The sequence below is a fragment of the Methylobacterium indicum genome, from assembly GCF_017347565.1.
GTDB lineage: Bacteria > Pseudomonadota > Alphaproteobacteria > Rhizobiales > Beijerinckiaceae > Methylobacterium > Methylobacterium indicum.
The window spans coordinates 4,292,501-4,308,255 of sequence record NZ_AP024145.1 but is presented as its reverse complement, the minus strand read 5'-3'; the positions used below and the strand labels follow the sequence as shown (position 1 = coordinate 4,308,255).

Below are 15,755 nucleotides of genomic sequence, written 5' to 3'. Positions count from 1 at the left end.
CGCCATCATGAGCTACGCCGTCAAGGAGATCTTCCACACCCTCCAGGGCGAGGGCGCCCAGGCCGGGCGCGCCTCGGTGTTCTGCCGCTTTGCCGGCTGCAACCTGTGGAGCGGCCGCGAGGCCGACCGGGCGCAGGCGGTCTGCCGCTTCTGCGACACCGATTTCGTGGGCACCGACGGCCTCGGCGGCGGCCGCTTCCCCGACGCGGAGGCCCTGGCCGAGGCGATCGAGCGGACCTGGAACGGGGCCCGCGGCCGGCGCTACGTGGTGTTCACCGGCGGCGAGCCGCTGCTCCAGCTCGACGCGGCGCTCCTCGCGGCGGTGCATGCCCGCGGCTTCGAGGTCGCCGTCGAGACGAACGGCACGCAGGATGCCCCGGAGGGGATCGACTGGATCTGCGTCAGCCCCAAGGCCGGCGCCCCCTTGCGCCTCACGCGCGGCCACGAGCTGAAGCTCGTCTACCCGCAGGCCGAGCTCGACCCGGACACCCTCGCCGAGCTCGATTTCCGCCATCACTGGCTCCAGCCGATGGACGGGCCCGACCGGATCGCCAACACGCAGGCCGCGGTGGCCCATTGCCTGCGCGACGCCCGCTGGCGCCTGAGCCTGCAGACGCACAAGCTGATCGGCATTCCCTGACGCGGCGTCCGGTCGCGATCCACGACAGGCTCCCCGGGGAGGCGCCGAAGGCGGGTTCGCCCGCCGGAGCATCGGTGCTAAGGGGCGGCCCACAGCAACCCACAGCCAGATTCCGATGAAGATCACCCAAGCCTTCACGTTCGAGGCGGCCCACCGCCTGCCGACCGTGCCCGCGACCCACCGCTGCGCCCGGATGCACGGCCATTCCTACCGGGTCGAACTGACGCTCGACGGGCCGGTCGATCCGCAGACCGGATGGGTGGTCGACTTCTACGACGTCGAGCACGCCTTCCGTCCGGTGCTCGAGCGCCTCGACCACCATTGCCTGAACGAGGTCCCGGGCCTCGAAGTCCCCACCGCCGAGCATATCGCGATGTGGATCTGGGAGCAGACCCGTCCGGCCATGCCGCTGCTCGCCCTGGTCAAGGTGTTCGAGACGCCGATGTGCTGGGCGGAATATTCGGGCGCGTGAGCGCCGGATGACCGGGACGGATCCCGGGACGTCGTCCGAGGAGGGCGCGCTCGCGCGTCGCCTCGCGGCGATCGTCCGGGCCGATCCGGACCTGATGCGGCTCCTCGCGGCCGCCCGGTCGCTCGCCCTGCCGCAATGGCGCCTCGTCGCCGGCTGCCTCTACCAGACGGTCTGGAACAGCCTGACCGGGCGGCCGCGCGGCCACGGAATCCGCGACTACGACCTGATCTACTTCGATCCCGATCTCTCCTGGGAGGCCGAGGACGCCGTGTTGCGCCGCGCCGCCCCGGTCCTCGCGGGCTGCTCCGGCCCGGTCGAGATCCGCAACCAGGCCCGGGTTCATCTCTGGTTCGAGACCCGGTTCGGCAGCCCCTACCCTCCCCTGCCGAGCGCCGACGCGGCGCTCGCGCGCTACGCGGCCGTCGTCCACGCGGTCGGGGTGCGGCTCGACCCCGACGACCGCCTCGATATCGCCGCGCCCTTCGGCCTCGCCGACCTGTTCGGGCTGGTGCTACGCCCCAACCCGGCGATCCCGAACGCCGCCACCTACGCCCTGAAGGCCGAGCGGGTGCGGGCGCTCTGGCCCGAGATCGCGGTACTGCCCTGGCCCGGAGCGGACGACACCGCTGTCAAGTGCGCGGGAGACACGGCGACGGTTTCCAACGGGCTGTCCCCCGGGCCCTCCCCGTTCTCGACAACCTGTTGAGCCCGCAGGGATCTTTCGGCCGTCGCACGATCGCTTCAACGAAACGGTCACGATTCCAGCATCTTGCCGCCGGACAGGCTGTGGATCGGGTGGGGGTGGCTGCGTCGTGTAACGATCGGTTCACCCTGCGGGCGATCGTTCCTGTTGCGAAGCGTCACCAGGACAGCCTAGTTTTTGGTCCATGCCCGCCCTTCGCGCGGGTCTCGTCCCGCTCTGAGATGATCGACAGGACCGGCTTCCGGGCACGACGCGCCCGGGCGTCCCGTTTGGCTGCCGCCAACCATCGGCTCGGCCTCGCGGAATTCAGGGTCTCCGGTCCTTTAAGAGAAACGAGACCAGTTGTTGATAGACCGGGGTGAACCACGGGAAAAAGGCACGGGAGCCGTTGACTTCCGCCGCCTTCGACCCGGCCGCCGGGCCCCTCGTCCGGGGTTGCGGCAAGCGTATCTGCGTACGGACCGAGAAGCGGGCAGCCGCCGACGGGCCGAGAAGGGACCAGTCATGCGTGTGGACGGCAGCTTGGCGGAAGGAGTCGGCTCCGGCCGTGGCGGCAACGGCGAGACCGCGGCGGCCGACATCTCGGGAGCCTGGCAGCGGGTGAAGCGCCGGCTGCGGGCGGAACTCGGCGAGGACGTGTTCGCGAGCTGGTTCGCCCGGCTCGAGCTGCAGGAGGTGTCCGGCGGCGTCGCCCGCCTCACCGTGCCGACCCGGTTCCTGAAGAGCTGGATCGAGTCGCACTACATCGACCGGGTGCTCGCCACCTTCCGCAGCGAGGCCGACGGCATCGAGAGCCTCGAGGTCGGGGTACGCGGCGCGATGGCCCCGGCCCGTCCGGGGGCCGCCGCGGCGGCCAAGCCCGCCCCGGCCCCGCGCCCGGCGGCCTCCGCCGGCCCGGCGACCGACCTGCCCGAGCCCGAGCGCCTCGCCCGGGGCGCCGCCCCGGAGGGCGATCTCGGCGGCGCGCCGCTCGATGCGCGCCTCACCTTCGAGAGCTTCGTGGTCGGCCGCTCGAACGCGCTCGCGCACGCCGCCGCCGAGCGGGTCGCCCGCCACGACGGCGGTCCGGCCCTCTACAACCCGCTCTACTTCCATGCCGGCGTGGGCCTGGGGAAGACCCACCTCCTGCACGGCATCGGCCACGCGGTGAAGAATGCCGGCCGCCGGGTGATCTACCTCACCGCCGACCGCTTCATGTACGGCTTCGTCAACGCGCTGAAGACCCAGAGCGCGCTGGCCTTCAAGGAGAAGCTGCGGGCGATCGACGTCCTGATCCTCGACGACGTGCAGTTCATCCAGGGCCGCTCGATCCAGGCCGAGTTCGGCCACACGCTCAACGCCCTCATCGATGCCGGGCGCCAGGTGGTGGTGGCGGCCGACCGGCCGCCGACGGAGCTGGAAGCCCTCGACGAGCGGGTCCGCTCGCGCCTCGCCGGCGGTCTCGTGGTCGAGATCGGCACGCTCGACGAGGCCCTGCGCGCCTCGATCCTGCAATCGCGCCTCGAAGCCGTGCGCGCCTCGCACCCGGCCTTCGAGGTCGGTCCCGCGGTCGCCGAATACGTGGCGAAGGCGATCACCGCCAACGGCCGCGACCTCGAAGGCGCGGTCAACCGGCTGCTCGCCCACGCCACGCTCACCGGGGCGCCGGTCACCCTCGACACCGCCGAGACGGCAATCCGCGACCTCGTGAAGAACCGCGAGCCGAAGCGGGTCAAGATCGAGGACATCCAGAAGCTGGTGGCGAGCCGCTACAACGTCTCGCGCTCCGACATCCTCTCCGAGCGCCGCACCGCCGCGGTGGTCAAGCCGCGCCAGATCGCCATGTACCTCTCGAAGGTGCTGACGCTCCGCTCCCTGCCGGAGATCGGCCGGCGCTTCGGCGGGCGCGACCACACCACGGTCCTGCACGCGGTGCGCAAGATCGAGAAGGCGATCGGCGAGGACACGGCGCTCTGCGACGAGGTCGAGCTCCTGAAGCGCATGCTCCAGGATTGAGGCGCCGGAATCGATAACCCTGCGCGACGCCCGCGGGGGAGGCTCGTGGATGAGCCTCCCCCGCCGGCTTGCGTTCGGGGAGCGCCTTCGCCAAAGTTCCGCTCCCGTGCCTGCACGGGGCAACGAGTGCGGTTGCCGGCCTTGAACGGTCGGTCGTTCGAGACACGGATCACCCTGATGAAAGTCACCGTCGAGCGCGCGGCCCTTCTTCGGTCGCTCGGCCACGTGCACCGCGTCGTGGAGCGGCGCAACACGATTCCGATCCTGTCGAACGTGCTGCTGCGCTCCGGGCCGGACGGCCTCCAGCTCAAGGCCACCGACCTCGACATCGAGGTGACCGAGACGATCCCCGCCGACGTGGTCGACGGCGGCGCCATCACGGTGCCGGCCCACGTCATCTACGACATCGTCCGGAAACTGCCCGACGGCGCCCAGGTCTCGCTCGAGACCAGCGGCGAGACCGGCCAGATGCTGATCCGCTCGGGCCGCTCGCGCTTCACCCTCGGCGCCCTGCCGGAGGCCGATTTTCCCGATCTCGCCGCCGGCGAGCTGCCGCATTCCTTCGAGCTCCCGGCCGCCGACCTCAAGCGCCTGATCGACAAGACCCAGTTCGCGATCTCGACCGAGGAGACGCGCTACTACCTCAACGGCATCTTCTTCCACACCATCGACGCCGAGGGCTCGCTCAAGCTGCGGGCGGTCGCCACCGACGGCCACCGCCTCGCTCGCGTCCAGATGGAGGCGCCGGAGGGCAGCGGCGGCATGCCGGGCATCATCGTGCCGCGCAAGGCCGTGGCCGAGATCCAGAAGCTCGTCGAGGATGGCGGCGACACCGTCGGCGTCGAGATCTCGTCGGCCAAGGTGCGGTTCAGCTTCTCGTCCGGCGTCACCCTGATCTCGAAGCTGATCGACGGCACCTTCCCGGATTACGCCCGCGTCATTCCGACCGGCAACGACAAGCGCCTGACGGTCGAGCGCGACCAGTTCGCCAAGGCGGTCGACCGCGTCTCCACCATCTCGTCCGAGCGCGGCCGCGCGGTGAAGCTCGCCATGACCGACGGGCGCCTGTCGCTCTCGGTCAACAACCCGGATTCGGGCTCGGCGACCGAGGAGCTGGACGTCGATTACGAGTCCGGCCCACTCGATATCGGCTTCAACGCCCGCTACCTCCTCGACATCACGGCCCAGCTCGACGGCGACACGGCGCTCTTCCGCCTCGCCGATCCGGGCTCGCCGACGGTGATCCAGGACCGCGAGGGCGCGCCGGCGCTCTACGTGCTGATGCCGATGCGGGTGTAAGGGCGGGATTGCGCGCCCTCGAACGTTCCCATCGCCCAGCAGAGTCGTCTTTCTCCTACCCACAACCTCATCCTGAGGTGTCAGTCGATTGAAAATCGACTGACCTCGAAGGAGGGCTCCAGAAGCCTCTGCGATCCCTGGACCCCTCCTTCGAGGCCAAGCGATCTTCGATCGCCCGGCACCTCAGGATGAGGTCGCGGATGGAACAAGATTTTCGGAAAAAATAGCGCTATCGCCGGCCCCCGCGACGACCTGTGATATGGCCCGGGGATGACCGAGCCCGATCCCTTGCGCGTCACCCGTCTGATCGCCCGCGACTTCCGCAACCACGCCGATCTCGACCTCGCGGTCGGGCGCCGTTTCGTCGCGCTGGTGGGGGAGAACGGGGCCGGCAAGACCAACATCCTGGAGGCCCTGTCGCTGTTCGCCCCCGGACGGGGCCTGCGCCGGGCGGACTTTTCCGGGATGGCGCGGGAGGGCGGGGCCGGCGGCTTCGCGGTCTCGCTGACGCTCGAAGGACCGAACGGCGACCACCGCATCGGCACGGCTTGGGAGCCGCCGCGGGGCCGCGAGGAGCGCGGCGGCCGGCTCTGCCGCATCGACGGGGCCACCGCCGCCTCCCCTACCGCCTTTGCTGAGCAGGTGCGGGTGGTCTGGCTCACCCCCGACCTCGATGCGCTGTTTCGCGGGCCGGCCGGCGACCGGCGGCGCTTCCTCGACCGGCTGGTGCTCGCCGTCGATGCCGGCCACGGCGCCCGGGTCAACGCGATGGAGCGGGCACTCCGCTCGCGCAACCGCCTCCTGGAGGAGCGGCCCGACGACGGGCCCTGGCTCGACGCGGTGGAGCGCGAGGTGGCGGAGCTCGCCGTCGCGGTGGCGCTCGCCCGCCGCGAGACGGTGGAACGGCTCGACAGCCTGATCCTGTCCAGCCGCGACGAGGCCTCGCCCTTCCCCTGGGCCGGGGTGCGGCTCGAGGGCGACATCGACGACCTCGTGGCGGTCTGGCCGGCGGTCGATGCCGAGGACCGCTACCGCGCCACCCTGCGCCAGAACCGGTTTCGCGACCGCGCCGCCGGCCGGACGCTCGCCGGCCCCCAGGCCTCCGACCTCGTGGTCCGCCACGGCCCCAAGGACGTGCCCGCCGCCACCGCATCGACCGGCGAGCAGAAGGCCCTGCTGATCGGCCTCGTGCTGGCGCATGCCCGTCTCGTCACCGGGATGAGCGGGTTGGCCCCCCTGGTCCTCCTCGACGAGGTCGCGGCCCATCTCGATCCCCGCCGCCGCGCCGGGTTGTTCGACGCGCTGGAGGCCCTTCCGGGGCAGGTCTGGATGACCGGGGCCGATCCTGTGATGTTCGGGGAGCTGGGCGGGCGGGCGGATGTGGTGCAGGTGGCAGAGGGGAGCGTCCGGGCTTGAGCACCTGGAACGCCCACAACTCCAAGCTCAATCGCCGCTCAACTCGTCGTAGAACGCCTTGTCGGCCTTCAGGCCAGTGCGCGGAAACGACGCGATGTAATCCTGGATCGGTTTGATGCGCGCCCAGAACTCGGCGAGCGACTGTTCGCGCCGTTGCGCTTCGTCTGCCGAGGCCATACCACCCTCCTCGGTCTTATCCACCGCTTCGACCTTGCCGAGTCCCGCCGTCGATGCCAGCGTCTGGACGGGCCGGTCCGCGTCCTCATCACGATCATCGTGCGTCATGGTGGCGTCCCGCATCGGCGATGAATACCTATCGTTGGTGAGGGGGCGTCCACAACCCGTCCCAGTGCCGCCCGCCCGCAACGAGCCCGCAGAACCCCGATGACAGACCGCCTCGACGAGGCCCGCGCCGCCCTTCGCAAAACCTTCGGCTACGAGGATTTCCGTCCCGGCCAGGCCGAGGTGATCGGTGCCGTGCTCGACGGGCGCGACGTCTTCGCGGTGATGCCGACGGGCTCGGGCAAGTCGATGACCTACCAGCTCCCCGCCCTCGTGGAAGAGTCGCTGACCGTCGTCGTTTCGCCCCTGATCGCGCTGATGCACGACCAGGTGAAGCAGATGGAGGCCTTCGGCATCGCGGCCGGCACCCTCAACTCGACGGTGTCGGAATCGAGCGCCCGCGAGACCTGGCGCGGCATCCGCCAGGGGAGCTTGCGCCTGCTCTTCGTCTCGCCCGAGCGGCTGCTGATGGAAGGATTGATCGAGGCGCTGCAGGGCGCGGGCGTCCGGCGGCTCGCCGTCGACGAGGCGCATTGCGTCTCGCAATGGGGCCACGACTTCCGGCCCGAATACCGCGACCTCGCCCGCGCGCGCGAGGCGCTCGGCGACGTGCAGACCGTGGCGCTGACCGCGACGGCGGACGCCGCGACCCGGGCCGACATCTCCGAGCGGCTGTTTCCCCGCGGCCGCAAGCCCGAGCTGTTCGTCCACTCCTTCGACCGGCCGAACATCCGCCTGACCTTCGCGCCGAAGGAGCATCCGACGCGCCAGCTCTCGCGATTCCTGCGCCCCCGCAAGGCCGAGAGCGGCATCATCTACTGCTCGTCCCGCAAGCGCACCGAGCAGATCGCCGAGATCCTGCAGCAGGACGGCTTCAACGCGCTCGCCTACCATGCCGGCCTCGAACAGAGCGTGCGGATGCGCAACCAGGACACCTTCCTCCAGGAGGACGGCGTCGTGGTGGTGGCGACCATCGCCTTCGGCATGGGCATCAACAAGCCGGACGTGCGCTACGTCTGCCACGCCGACATGCCCTCGACGATCGAGAGCTACTACCAGGAGATCGGCCGCGCCGGCCGCGACGGGCTGTCGGCCGACACCCTCACCCTCTACGGCCTCGACGACATGGCGCTCCGCCGCCGCCAGATCGACGAGAAGGAGGTGCCGGACGACCGCCGCCGGGTCGAGCGCCGCAAGCTCGAGGCGATGATCGGGCTATGCGAGGGCGCGACCTGCCGGCGCCAGTCGCTGCTCGGCTATTTCGGCGAGCAGAGCGCTCCTTGCGGCCGCTGCGACCTGTGCCGCGGCGGCGTCTCGCTCATCGACGGCACGGTGGCGGCGCAGAAGGTTCTTTCCGCGGTGGTGCGCACCGGCCAGCGCTTCGGCGCCGCCTACATCTGCGACCTCGTCCACGGCAAGGAGAGCGAGCAAATCCGCCGCAACGGCCACATCCAGCTCAAGACCTTCGGGGTCGGCTCCGACAAGCCGGTGGCGGCCTGGCGGGCGATCCTGCGCCAGCTCTTCGCCGCGGGCGCGGTCGCGGAGAACGGCGACGGCTACGGCGGCCTCTCGCTGACCGACAAGGGCGAGGCGATCCTGTTCGGCCGCGAGCCGGTGCAGTTGCGCCCCGACCCCGAACCGAAGGCCCCGAAGGAGCGCCGCCGCTCGGGCAGCGCCGACCGCGACGACAGCCTCGGCCTGTCGGAGGCCGACGAGGCGCTGTTCCAGCACCTGCGCGGCCTGCGCGCGACGCTCGCCCGCCAGGAGGGTGTGGCTGCCTACATGATCTTTCCCGATCGCACCCTGATCGAGATGGCGCGCGCGAAGCCCGTCGATCTCTGGGCCCTGCGCTCGGTCCACGGGGTGGGCGAGCGCAAGCGGGATGCCTATGGGCAGCCTTTCGTCGAGGCGGTGGCGGAGTTCCTGGCGGATGCGGCGAAGCGGGCGGGGTGAGCGGGGCGCGGTCCCTCCTATCGCCAATCTGCCGCAACGCTCGCTCGGGCGGCCCGAGACGGAGCGGACACGGGCGCCGCGACCTGCCTGACGGGCCGCATCCGCTCCTGTTGGTCACACCCCTTCAATTCTGCCGAGGATCGCAGGGTGCCGTCCGTTCAACGTCAAGCATCCCGGCCAAGGGGGGCATTCGCTGACATGAATTCGAGCAAGATCGCGCGTTATTCGCTGCAGAACTGATACAACTCTCTACTCGTCGAATGCGTTCGTGCCGACGCGTCGCGCCAGCGATTTTTATTATATATTTCTCGATGCACAACATCAAAATAACGCAGATCGACTTTGGCTCACCATTGGGATTGCTGGCCTCGAAAGGAAAAATCAACCGCGGATAGAATAGAGATACCGCCGTTCCCAAAGAGGGTGTCTCCATGACCAGCGCGTGCATATGGGTCACCGTTGTGGCCGTCCTCTCGGCGATCTCGGCCGTGACAGCGACGATCCTCGCGCTAAGATTCCGCTTTCGGGCACACGCCGCGGAGGAACTGCTGGACGACGTAACGGATGCAATCCCGGGCGGCTTCGTGCTGTGGGACAGCAACGACCGCCTCGTGCGCTGCAACCAAACCTTCCGGGATTACTACGCCCACAGCGCGCCGTTCCTGACGCCCGGAATCCCATTCGAGGAGGTGATCCGGCGGGGCGTCGCCGCCGGTCAATATCCTCAGGCAGCCGCCGATCCGGAAGCGTTCATCAGGGAGGTCGTATCTCAGCACGGCAGTGGCGAGGGCGTGTTCGAACGCCTGCTCCCGAACGGTATCTGGCTCATCGTCTCGGAGTTGCGAACGGCACGCGGTGGTATCGTTGGCATCCGGACGGATGTCACAACCCTGAAACGCGCCCTCTCCGACCTCGCCGCAGCGAACGCTCGCATCGAGCACTTCGCTCACCACGATCCCCTGACCGGCTTGCCGAACCGGGGCCGGTTCCACCGCGAACTGGCCGCCGCGCTGGCCCGATCCCACGGCGGAGAATCCATCGCCCTGCTGGCGCTGGATCTCGACCGGTTCAAGCTGGTCAACGACACCCTCGGCCATGGCGCCGGCGACGAGTTGCTGCGCCAAGTCGCCGAACGCCTCACCGACTGCGCGGGGGCCGAAGCGTTGGTCGCACGCTTCGGCGGGGACGAGTTCATGGCACTCGTGGAGGGTCCGGCTGCCCGCGATCGCGCGATTGCAATCGGCGCCAGGATCGTGGCCGCCATGCGGAGCCCGTTCGCTCTGACGCTGGGCCCGGCCGAGATCGGCGTGAGCGTTGGAATCGCCGTCGCTGATGGGTCGGACGCCGACGCGCTGATCGAGCGCGCGGACCGCGCCCTCTACGAGGCGAAGCGCGGGGGCAAGGGTCAGGTCCGGCAGTCTCCTTGCGCGTCGACCCAGGCGGCCTGAACCACCTTGGCCACGGCGAGAGACCAGGCGGGGAAGTCGGGCCGGAATTTCCCTGTCACCGATCGCGAACGGAGCACTCGCTCACTGATGGCCCGCACCCTGCCGCATCCGAAAATCCCGCAAGGTCGCGCTCAGACGCTCCCTTAGCGCCACCTCCGACAACGGCCCCGTCACCACAAGGCTCGCCACCACCTCCGGATGCTTAGACCGCTGCTTCGGAGTCCGGGCATGGTTGGCCACCCGCAACTGACCCTCGGCACCGAGCAGGCCGAAGTAAAAACTCTCGCCCCGCGTCCCCCGCCCGATCTCCGAAAAGCCTTCCGCCACGAGGAGCGCCCGAGCGCGATCAATCGCCGCCGCCGGGGTCACGGCCGCCAGCCCGCCTCGTCCTCCTCATCGCCGTCGTCGGTCTCGCGATACGGCCCATCCGTCGCCTCGGCGCCGCGATAGCCGGTCGCCAGCACGTAGAGCTCGCTCGAATCGGCCCGGCTCGCCGCCGGCTTGACGTGGCGCACGTTCGCAAAATCGCGCTTCAGATCGGTGAGCAGCCCGCCCTCGGTGCCGCCTTGCAGCACCTTGGCGAGGTAGAGGCCGCCCGGCGCCAGGATCTCGCGGGCGAAGGCCAGGGCCGTCTCGGCCAGACCCATGATGCGCAGGTGGTCGGTCTTCTTGTGGCCGGTGGCGTTGGCGGCCATGTCGGACATTACGACATCGGCGGGCCCTCCCAGCATCTCGGTGAGGAGACCCGGCGCGGTCGGATCGAGGAAGTCGAGGGTGACGAAGTCGACGCCCGGCATCGGCTCGATCTCGAGCAGATCGATACCGACCACCCGGCCCCGCGGCATCGGGGCGCCGGGATGGCTGCCGACCTTGGCGGCGGCCACCTGCGACCAGCCGCCCGGCGCAGCGCCGAGATCGACCACCCGCTGGCCGGGCTTCAGCAGCCGGAAGCGCTCGTCGATCTCCAGGAGCTTGAAGGCCGCCCGCGAGCGGTAGCCCTCGCGCTTCGCGCGGGCCACGTAGGGGTCGTTGAGCTGGCGTTCGAGCCAGAGCTTGGAGGAGACCGTGCGCCCGCGCCCGGTCTTGACCCGCTGCTTCAGGTCGCCCCGCAGGCCGCCGCCGCGACGATCGCTCATATCCCGTGACCTTCGATGATCGAAAAAATCGTTCAAGGTCAATGACGCTCCGGGCCCGCATGTGCAAGCCCGGAGGTCGTCAGCTCGGCCGCCCTCCCCGGCGCCAGACGCCGTCCTCGCGCATCATGTTCATGAGCAGGCCCTCGCGCAGGCCGCGATCGGCGATGCGCAGGCGCTCGGACGGGAAGGCGCGGCGGATCGCCTCCAGGATGGCGCAGCCGGCGAGCACCAGGTCGGCCCGGTCGCGGCCGATGCACGGGTTCTGCGCCCGGTCCGACAGCCGGGTCGAGAGCAGGCCGTCGATGGCGTCGGTGACCTCGCGGTCGCGCATCCACAAGCCGTCGATCCGGCGCCGGTCGTAGCGCGGCAGACGCAGGTGGGTGGCGGCGAGCGTCGTCACCGTGCCGGAGGTGCCGAGCAGGTGGAAGTTCGGCGCATGCGCCGCAGCACCGGCGATCAGCGCGAACTTGGTCAGGCGGTCGGCGACCTCCTCGACCATGCCCTCGAAGACCGGGCGGGTCACGTCGGCCCCGCCATAGCGCTCGGCCAGGGTGACGACGCCGACGGGCAGCGAATCCCAGGCGCGGATGCGCAGGGTCGGATCGGCGCTGCGGGCGAGCGCGGCCGAGCCGTCGAGCCAGACGATCTCGGTCGAGCCGCCGCCGATGTCGAAGATCACCACCGATTCGGCGTGGCGGTCGGCGAGCGCCGCGCAGCCGGTGACCGCGAGATAGGCTTCCGTCCGCCGGTCCACCACTTCGAGGTCGAGGCCGACCTCGCGATGGACCCGGTCGACGAAGGCCGGCCCGTTGACGGCGAGGCGGCAGGCCTCGGTGGCGATGGATTTCGAGCGCACCACCCCGCGGCTGCGCATCTTCCCCAGACAGACCCCGAGCGCGTCGACGGTACGCTCCACGGCGTCGTCGCTGAGCCGGTCGGTGGTGCCCAATCCCTCGCCGAGGCGCACGATGCGCGAGAACGCATCGATCACCCGGAACCCGTAGGGCGCCGGCTCGGCGATCAGGAGCCGGCAGTTGTTGGTGCCGAGATCGAGCGCCGCATAGGCGCGCCGCTCCGGACGACGTGGGGGATCATCCCCCGCCGGGTCCGGCGGAGGTGCGGTCGCACGCGCTGTCTCGGCATACTCCGCGGCGCGCGCCGGCACGGAGACGGCCGTCTCATCCCTCATCGGCGATGCCGATATCCTTCACGACCGTCCCTGACGGGGCGGCTTAAGCCCATCACATGATGGAAGCTTACGTGGCTCCGGGCTGAACGCAAAGCAGCGATCGTGCCGCGCGGGACCTCATCCCACCGGCGAGATCCGGAGGCGCACGAACGCATTGCGGTCAATCGACCGCAGTGCCCGTCAGCTCGGCCTTCGTGAAGCGCTGCTGCTCCTCCATCACCAGCCCGCCGAGTTCGCGCTTCAACGCGTTGAATTCGGCCGAGGCGGTGTCGCGGGGACGGGCGAGCGGCACGATCAGGTCGCGCTTCATCCGGCCCGGACGGTAGGTGAGCACGACGATGCGGTCGGCGAGGTAGATCGCCTCCTCGATCGAGTGGGTCACGAACACGATGGTCTTGCGGTACTCGGCCCAGATCCGCAGCAGCTCGTCCTGGAGGGTGCGGCGGGTCAGCGCGTCGAGGGCGCCGAAGGGCTCGTCCATCAGCATCACCGGCGGGTCGAGGGCCAGGATGCGGGCGATGGCGACGCGCTGGCGCATGCCGCCAGAGAGATCCTTGGGAAAACGCCCGAGGAAGTCCGAGAGGCCGAGCGTGCTGGCGATGCGGGCGACGACCGTGTCGGCCTCCGACCGGGCGACGCCCTTGATGTCGAGGCCGAAGCGGATGTTCTGCTCGACCGTCATCCACGGGAACAGGGCGTATTCCTGGAAAACCATGCCCCGGTCCGGGCCCGGATCGACGACCGGGCGGCCGTTCATCCGGATCGACCCGCCGGTGAGGGGCGAGAACCCCGCGATGGCGTTGAGCAGGGTGGACTTGCCGCAGCCGGAGGGCCCGAGCAGGCAGACGAATTGCCCGCCGGGGATCGACACGGAGACGCCGTCGAGCGCCACCACGGCGCCCTCCCCGGTGCCGAAGACCTTCGAGGCGTCGTCGATGGCGATCTCGGCGGCGCCCGGGGCGGGACGGGCGGCGGGCTCGGTGCGGCGGAGCGGGGCCGTCGCGGTCTTTGCTTGCGCGGTCATGGTCAGCGCTCCAGGCCGCGATGCCAGCGCAGCAGGTGGTCGTTGAGGCGCGACATCGCGCCGTCGATGACGAGGCCCAGGATGCCGATCGTCAGCATGCCGCCGATGATCTTGTCCGACCACATGTATTCCCGCGCTTCCAGAATCCGGTAGCCGAGGCCGTCCGAGACCGCGATCATCTCGGCGACGATCACCACGATGAAGGCGGTGCCGATGCCGATGCGCATGCCGGCGAGCACGAAGGGGCTCGCCGCCGGCAGGATCACCCGCCGGAACATCGTCCAGGAATTGGCGCCGAGGTTGCGCGCCGCCCGGATGTAGATCGAATCGACCTGCCGCACCCCCGCCACCGTGTTGACGAGGACCGGGAAGAAGGTGCCGAGCGCGATCAGGAACAGGGCCGGCGGGTTGCCGAGACCGAACCACACGATGGCGAGGGGAATGTAGGCGATCGGCGGGATCGGCCGCAGGATCTGCAGCAGCGGATTGACGAGGCCGTAGAGCCGGTCGCTCGTGCCCATCAGCAGGCCGACCGGCAGGGCGAGGCCGACGCCGATCGCGAAGCCAGCGATGACGCGGCCGAGGCTCGCCACCGCGTCGTGCGGCAGCTCGCCGGAGAACAGCCAGGCGGTGTAGCTCTGGGTCGCGGGGTCGTAGGGCAGGGCCGGAACGAGGCTCGCGAACCAGCGCAAGGCCACCGCGCTCGGCGGCGGCAGCACCACGGCGGAGAAGAGGCCGGCCCGGCTGGCGGCCTCCCAAAGGATCAGGAGCCCGACCGGCAGCAGGGCGCCGCGGAAGGCGGAGAGACGATTCACGATGACGGCTCAGTTCGTCTTGGTATTGGTCTTGGCGCCGAGCTCGGCCTTCGCCTTCTCGAGCAGGTCGAGCTTGACCCACTCGGCGTCGCCCTTGGGCGGATTCGTCATCTTGCCGAGCCCATACTTGTGCATCAGGTCGGCCGTGACCTGCATGTGGCCGGCGGGCATGTCGTAGGTGTAGTCCGCGTTCTCCATCGAATCGCGAAAATCCTTGCTGCTGAGCTGGCCCTTGAAGACCGTTTCGCGCACGTATTTCTCGGCGAGATCCGGCTTCTCGATGAAGGTCTTGGTCGCCTCGACGAACAGCTTGAGCACCCGGGCGGCGATTTCGGGCTTCTCGGTATACATCTTCTCGGTCATGACCAGCGGGCGGTAGGGCACGCCGACCGGGGTGTCGTAAGGCTTGACGATCTCGTAGCCCCAGCCGTTCGAGATGGCCTGCGTCGATTGCGGCTCGCTCTGGCAGATCACGTCGACGTATTTTTGTGCCAGAGCCTGGTTCAGGTCGGCATAGTTGTTGAAATAGACGAGCTGCACGTCCTTGCCCGGCCGCTCCGACCAGGTCAGGCCGTTCTTCTCCAGCTCGGCCAGCAGCATCAGGTCCTGGGTGCCGCCGCGCACCACCGCGACCTTCTTGCCCTTCACGTCGGCGAGCGTCTTGGCGCCGAGATCGGGCCGGCCGAGGATGCGCACGCCGCCATTGGCGAAGCCCGCCACCACCAGGAGCTTCACGCCGTTGCCGCGCGCCGCCACCGCGCCGTCGGCGCCCGAGGCCGCGATGTCGATCTGGTCGACCGCCATCGCCGGATAGATGTCGGCGCCCTTGGCGAACTGCTTCTCGTCGATCTTCAGGTTATATTTTCCGGCGATCTCCTTCATGTAGGAGATCGCGCCGTAATGGGCGAATTTCAGGTTGCCGAGGCGCACGACGTCCTGGGCGGCGGCCGGGCCGGAGATGGCCGCCAGAGCGGCGGCGATGGCGGCGAGGCGCTTGAGCATGGTTCACTCCCTGTCCGTCCGGTCGCTCGCGACGCCGGTTCGGTTTGGACGGGGATATTGGACAAAGGTCGAGCGGCCCGAAAGCCGGATTACGCTGTCACAGGTAAGACTTTAGACTCGCGGATTAAATGTGCGGCTCGACCGGCTCTGTCCTGTCGCGATCGCCTCAGAGCATGCCCTTGACCGCCGCCGCGGCGGCGAGGCGGGGCTGGGGCCGCAGCAGGCTCTTGACCTGCGAGAACGGGCGCGGCCGGTTGATCACCTCGTCGAGGCGCGACCACAGGGTCTTGGGCGAGAACGGCTTGGCGATGATCTCGTTGACGCCGAGATTGATCGCCCGATCGACGACATTGCGGCGCGGCTGGGCCAGCATCAGGATGA

The 15,755-nt window shown here is 69.6% G+C and carries 15 protein-coding genes (1 of these 15 cut by a window edge); 8 read left to right on the top strand and 7 right to left on the bottom strand.

What is annotated here, in order from left to right; genetic code table 11:
• The first annotated feature begins 7 nt into the window (after nt 1-7).
• From queE to recF, 6 genes are all read left to right on the top strand, one after another.
• Nucleotides 8-640, top strand: coding sequence for a 7-carboxy-7-deazaguanine synthase (gene queE, locus miv_RS20060; RefSeq protein ID WP_207178478.1), 633 nt, complete (start codon nt 8-10; stop codon nt 638-640).
• A gap of 115 nt (nt 641-755) precedes the next feature.
• Complete coding sequence (gene queD, locus miv_RS20055) at nt 756-1,112, top strand: 6-carboxytetrahydropterin synthase QueD (protein ID WP_048427599.1); 357 nt, start codon at nt 756-758, stop codon at nt 1,110-1,112.
• A 7-nt stretch (nt 1,113-1,119) separates the two neighbouring features.
• Nucleotides 1,120-1,818: a nucleotidyltransferase family protein gene (locus miv_RS20050; RefSeq protein WP_207178476.1), complete on the top strand. Its 699-nt coding sequence runs from the start codon at nt 1,120-1,122 to the stop codon at nt 1,816-1,818.
• A 501-nt stretch (nt 1,819-2,319) separates the two neighbouring features.
• A complete protein-coding gene (gene dnaA / locus miv_RS20045) occupies nt 2,320-3,810 on the top strand; it encodes a chromosomal replication initiator protein DnaA (protein ID WP_058617775.1) in 1,491 nt (496 codons plus the stop codon).
• Between the two features lie 177 nt (nt 3,811-3,987).
• Entirely contained in the window at nt 3,988-5,109 is a 1,122-nt protein-coding gene (gene dnaN, locus miv_RS20040; protein WP_207178474.1) for a DNA polymerase III subunit beta, read from the top strand.
• A gap of 270 nt (nt 5,110-5,379) precedes the next feature.
• A complete protein-coding gene (gene recF, locus miv_RS20035) occupies nt 5,380-6,525 on the top strand; it encodes a DNA replication/repair protein RecF (RefSeq protein ID WP_207178472.1) in 1,146 nt (381 codons plus the stop codon).
• A gap of 27 nt (nt 6,526-6,552) precedes the next feature.
• Here the strand turns inward: recF and miv_RS20030 are convergent, their stop codons facing one another.
• Nucleotides 6,553-6,810: a transcription factor gene (locus tag miv_RS20030; RefSeq protein WP_207178470.1), complete on the bottom strand. Its 258-nt coding sequence runs from the start codon at nt 6,808-6,810 to the stop codon at nt 6,553-6,555.
• 99 nt (nt 6,811-6,909) lie between these two features.
• Between miv_RS20030 and recQ the strand changes: the two genes are divergently transcribed.
• On the top strand, nt 6,910-8,760 hold the full coding sequence (recQ, locus tag miv_RS20025; RefSeq protein ID WP_207178468.1) for a DNA helicase RecQ: 1,851 nt from the start codon (nt 6,910-6,912) through the stop codon (nt 8,758-8,760).
• 431 nt (nt 8,761-9,191) lie between these two features.
• Nucleotides 9,192-10,208, top strand: a complete 1,017-nt coding sequence (locus miv_RS20020) for a sensor domain-containing diguanylate cyclase (RefSeq protein WP_207178466.1) — start codon at nt 9,192-9,194, stop codon at nt 10,206-10,208.
• A 365-nt stretch (nt 10,209-10,573) separates the two neighbouring features.
• Here the strand turns inward: miv_RS20020 and miv_RS20015 are convergent, their stop codons facing one another.
• The 6 genes from miv_RS20015 to miv_RS19990 form a co-directional block, all read right to left on the bottom strand.
• Nucleotides 10,574-11,344, bottom strand: coding sequence for an RlmE family RNA methyltransferase (locus miv_RS20015; protein ID WP_207178464.1), 771 nt, complete (start codon nt 11,342-11,344; stop codon nt 10,574-10,576).
• 79 nt (nt 11,345-11,423) lie between these two features.
• A complete protein-coding gene (locus miv_RS20010) occupies nt 11,424-12,533 on the bottom strand; it encodes a Ppx/GppA phosphatase family protein (protein WP_048427608.1) in 1,110 nt (369 codons plus the stop codon).
• Nucleotides 12,534-12,693: 160 nt separating this feature from the next.
• Nucleotides 12,694-13,557 (bottom strand): ABC transporter ATP-binding protein, encoded by an 864-nt coding sequence (locus miv_RS20005; RefSeq protein WP_207178462.1) that lies wholly within the window; start codon nt 13,555-13,557, stop codon nt 12,694-12,696.
• Nucleotides 13,558-13,559: 2 nt separating this feature from the next.
• Entirely contained in the window at nt 13,560-14,342 is a 783-nt protein-coding gene (locus miv_RS20000) for an ABC transporter permease (RefSeq protein ID WP_425312989.1), read from the bottom strand.
• A 39-nt stretch (nt 14,343-14,381) separates the two neighbouring features.
• A complete protein-coding gene (locus miv_RS19995; RefSeq protein WP_207178460.1) occupies nt 14,382-15,374 on the bottom strand; it encodes an ABC transporter substrate-binding protein in 993 nt (330 codons plus the stop codon).
• 166 nt (nt 15,375-15,540) lie between these two features.
• On the bottom strand, nt 15,541-15,755 hold the final stretch of the coding sequence (locus tag miv_RS19990) for a response regulator (protein ID WP_048427611.1). The gene runs 265 nt beyond the window's last position; the window shows 215 of its 480 coding nt (coding positions 266-480); its start codon lies off the right edge, out of view; its stop codon occupies nt 15,541-15,543.

What these genes read in the sequence shown, in the direction of transcription:
- queE (WP_207178478.1), top strand. Translation starts at nt 8, where the DNA reads ATGAGCTACGCCGTCAAGGAGATCTTCCACACCCTCCAGGGCGAGGGC.
- queD (WP_048427599.1), top strand. Translation starts at nt 756, where the DNA reads ATGAAGATCACCCAAGCCTTCACGTTCGAGGCGGCCCACCGCCTGCCG.
- miv_RS20050 (WP_207178476.1), top strand. Translation starts at nt 1,120, where the DNA reads ATGACCGGGACGGATCCCGGGACGTCGTCCGAGGAGGGCGCGCTCGCG.
- dnaA (WP_058617775.1), top strand. Translation starts at nt 2,320, where the DNA reads ATGCGTGTGGACGGCAGCTTGGCGGAAGGAGTCGGCTCCGGCCGTGGC.
- dnaN (WP_207178474.1), top strand. Translation starts at nt 3,988, where the DNA reads ATGAAAGTCACCGTCGAGCGCGCGGCCCTTCTTCGGTCGCTCGGCCAC.
- recF (WP_207178472.1), top strand. Translation starts at nt 5,380, where the DNA reads ATGACCGAGCCCGATCCCTTGCGCGTCACCCGTCTGATCGCCCGCGAC.
- miv_RS20030 (WP_207178470.1), bottom strand. Translation starts at nt 6,810, where the DNA reads ATGACGCACGATGATCGTGATGAGGACGCGGACCGGCCCGTCCAGACG.
- recQ (WP_207178468.1), top strand. Translation starts at nt 6,910, where the DNA reads ATGACAGACCGCCTCGACGAGGCCCGCGCCGCCCTTCGCAAAACCTTC.
- miv_RS20020 (WP_207178466.1), top strand. Translation starts at nt 9,192, where the DNA reads ATGACCAGCGCGTGCATATGGGTCACCGTTGTGGCCGTCCTCTCGGCG.
- miv_RS20015 (WP_207178464.1), bottom strand. Translation starts at nt 11,344, where the DNA reads ATGAGCGATCGTCGCGGCGGCGGCCTGCGGGGCGACCTGAAGCAGCGG.
- miv_RS20010 (WP_048427608.1), bottom strand. Translation starts at nt 12,533, where the DNA reads ATGAGGGATGAGACGGCCGTCTCCGTGCCGGCGCGCGCCGCGGAGTAT.
- miv_RS20005 (WP_207178462.1), bottom strand. Translation starts at nt 13,557, where the DNA reads ATGACCGCGCAAGCAAAGACCGCGACGGCCCCGCTCCGCCGCACCGAG.
- miv_RS19995 (WP_207178460.1), bottom strand. Translation starts at nt 15,374, where the DNA reads ATGCTCAAGCGCCTCGCCGCCATCGCCGCCGCTCTGGCGGCCATCTCC.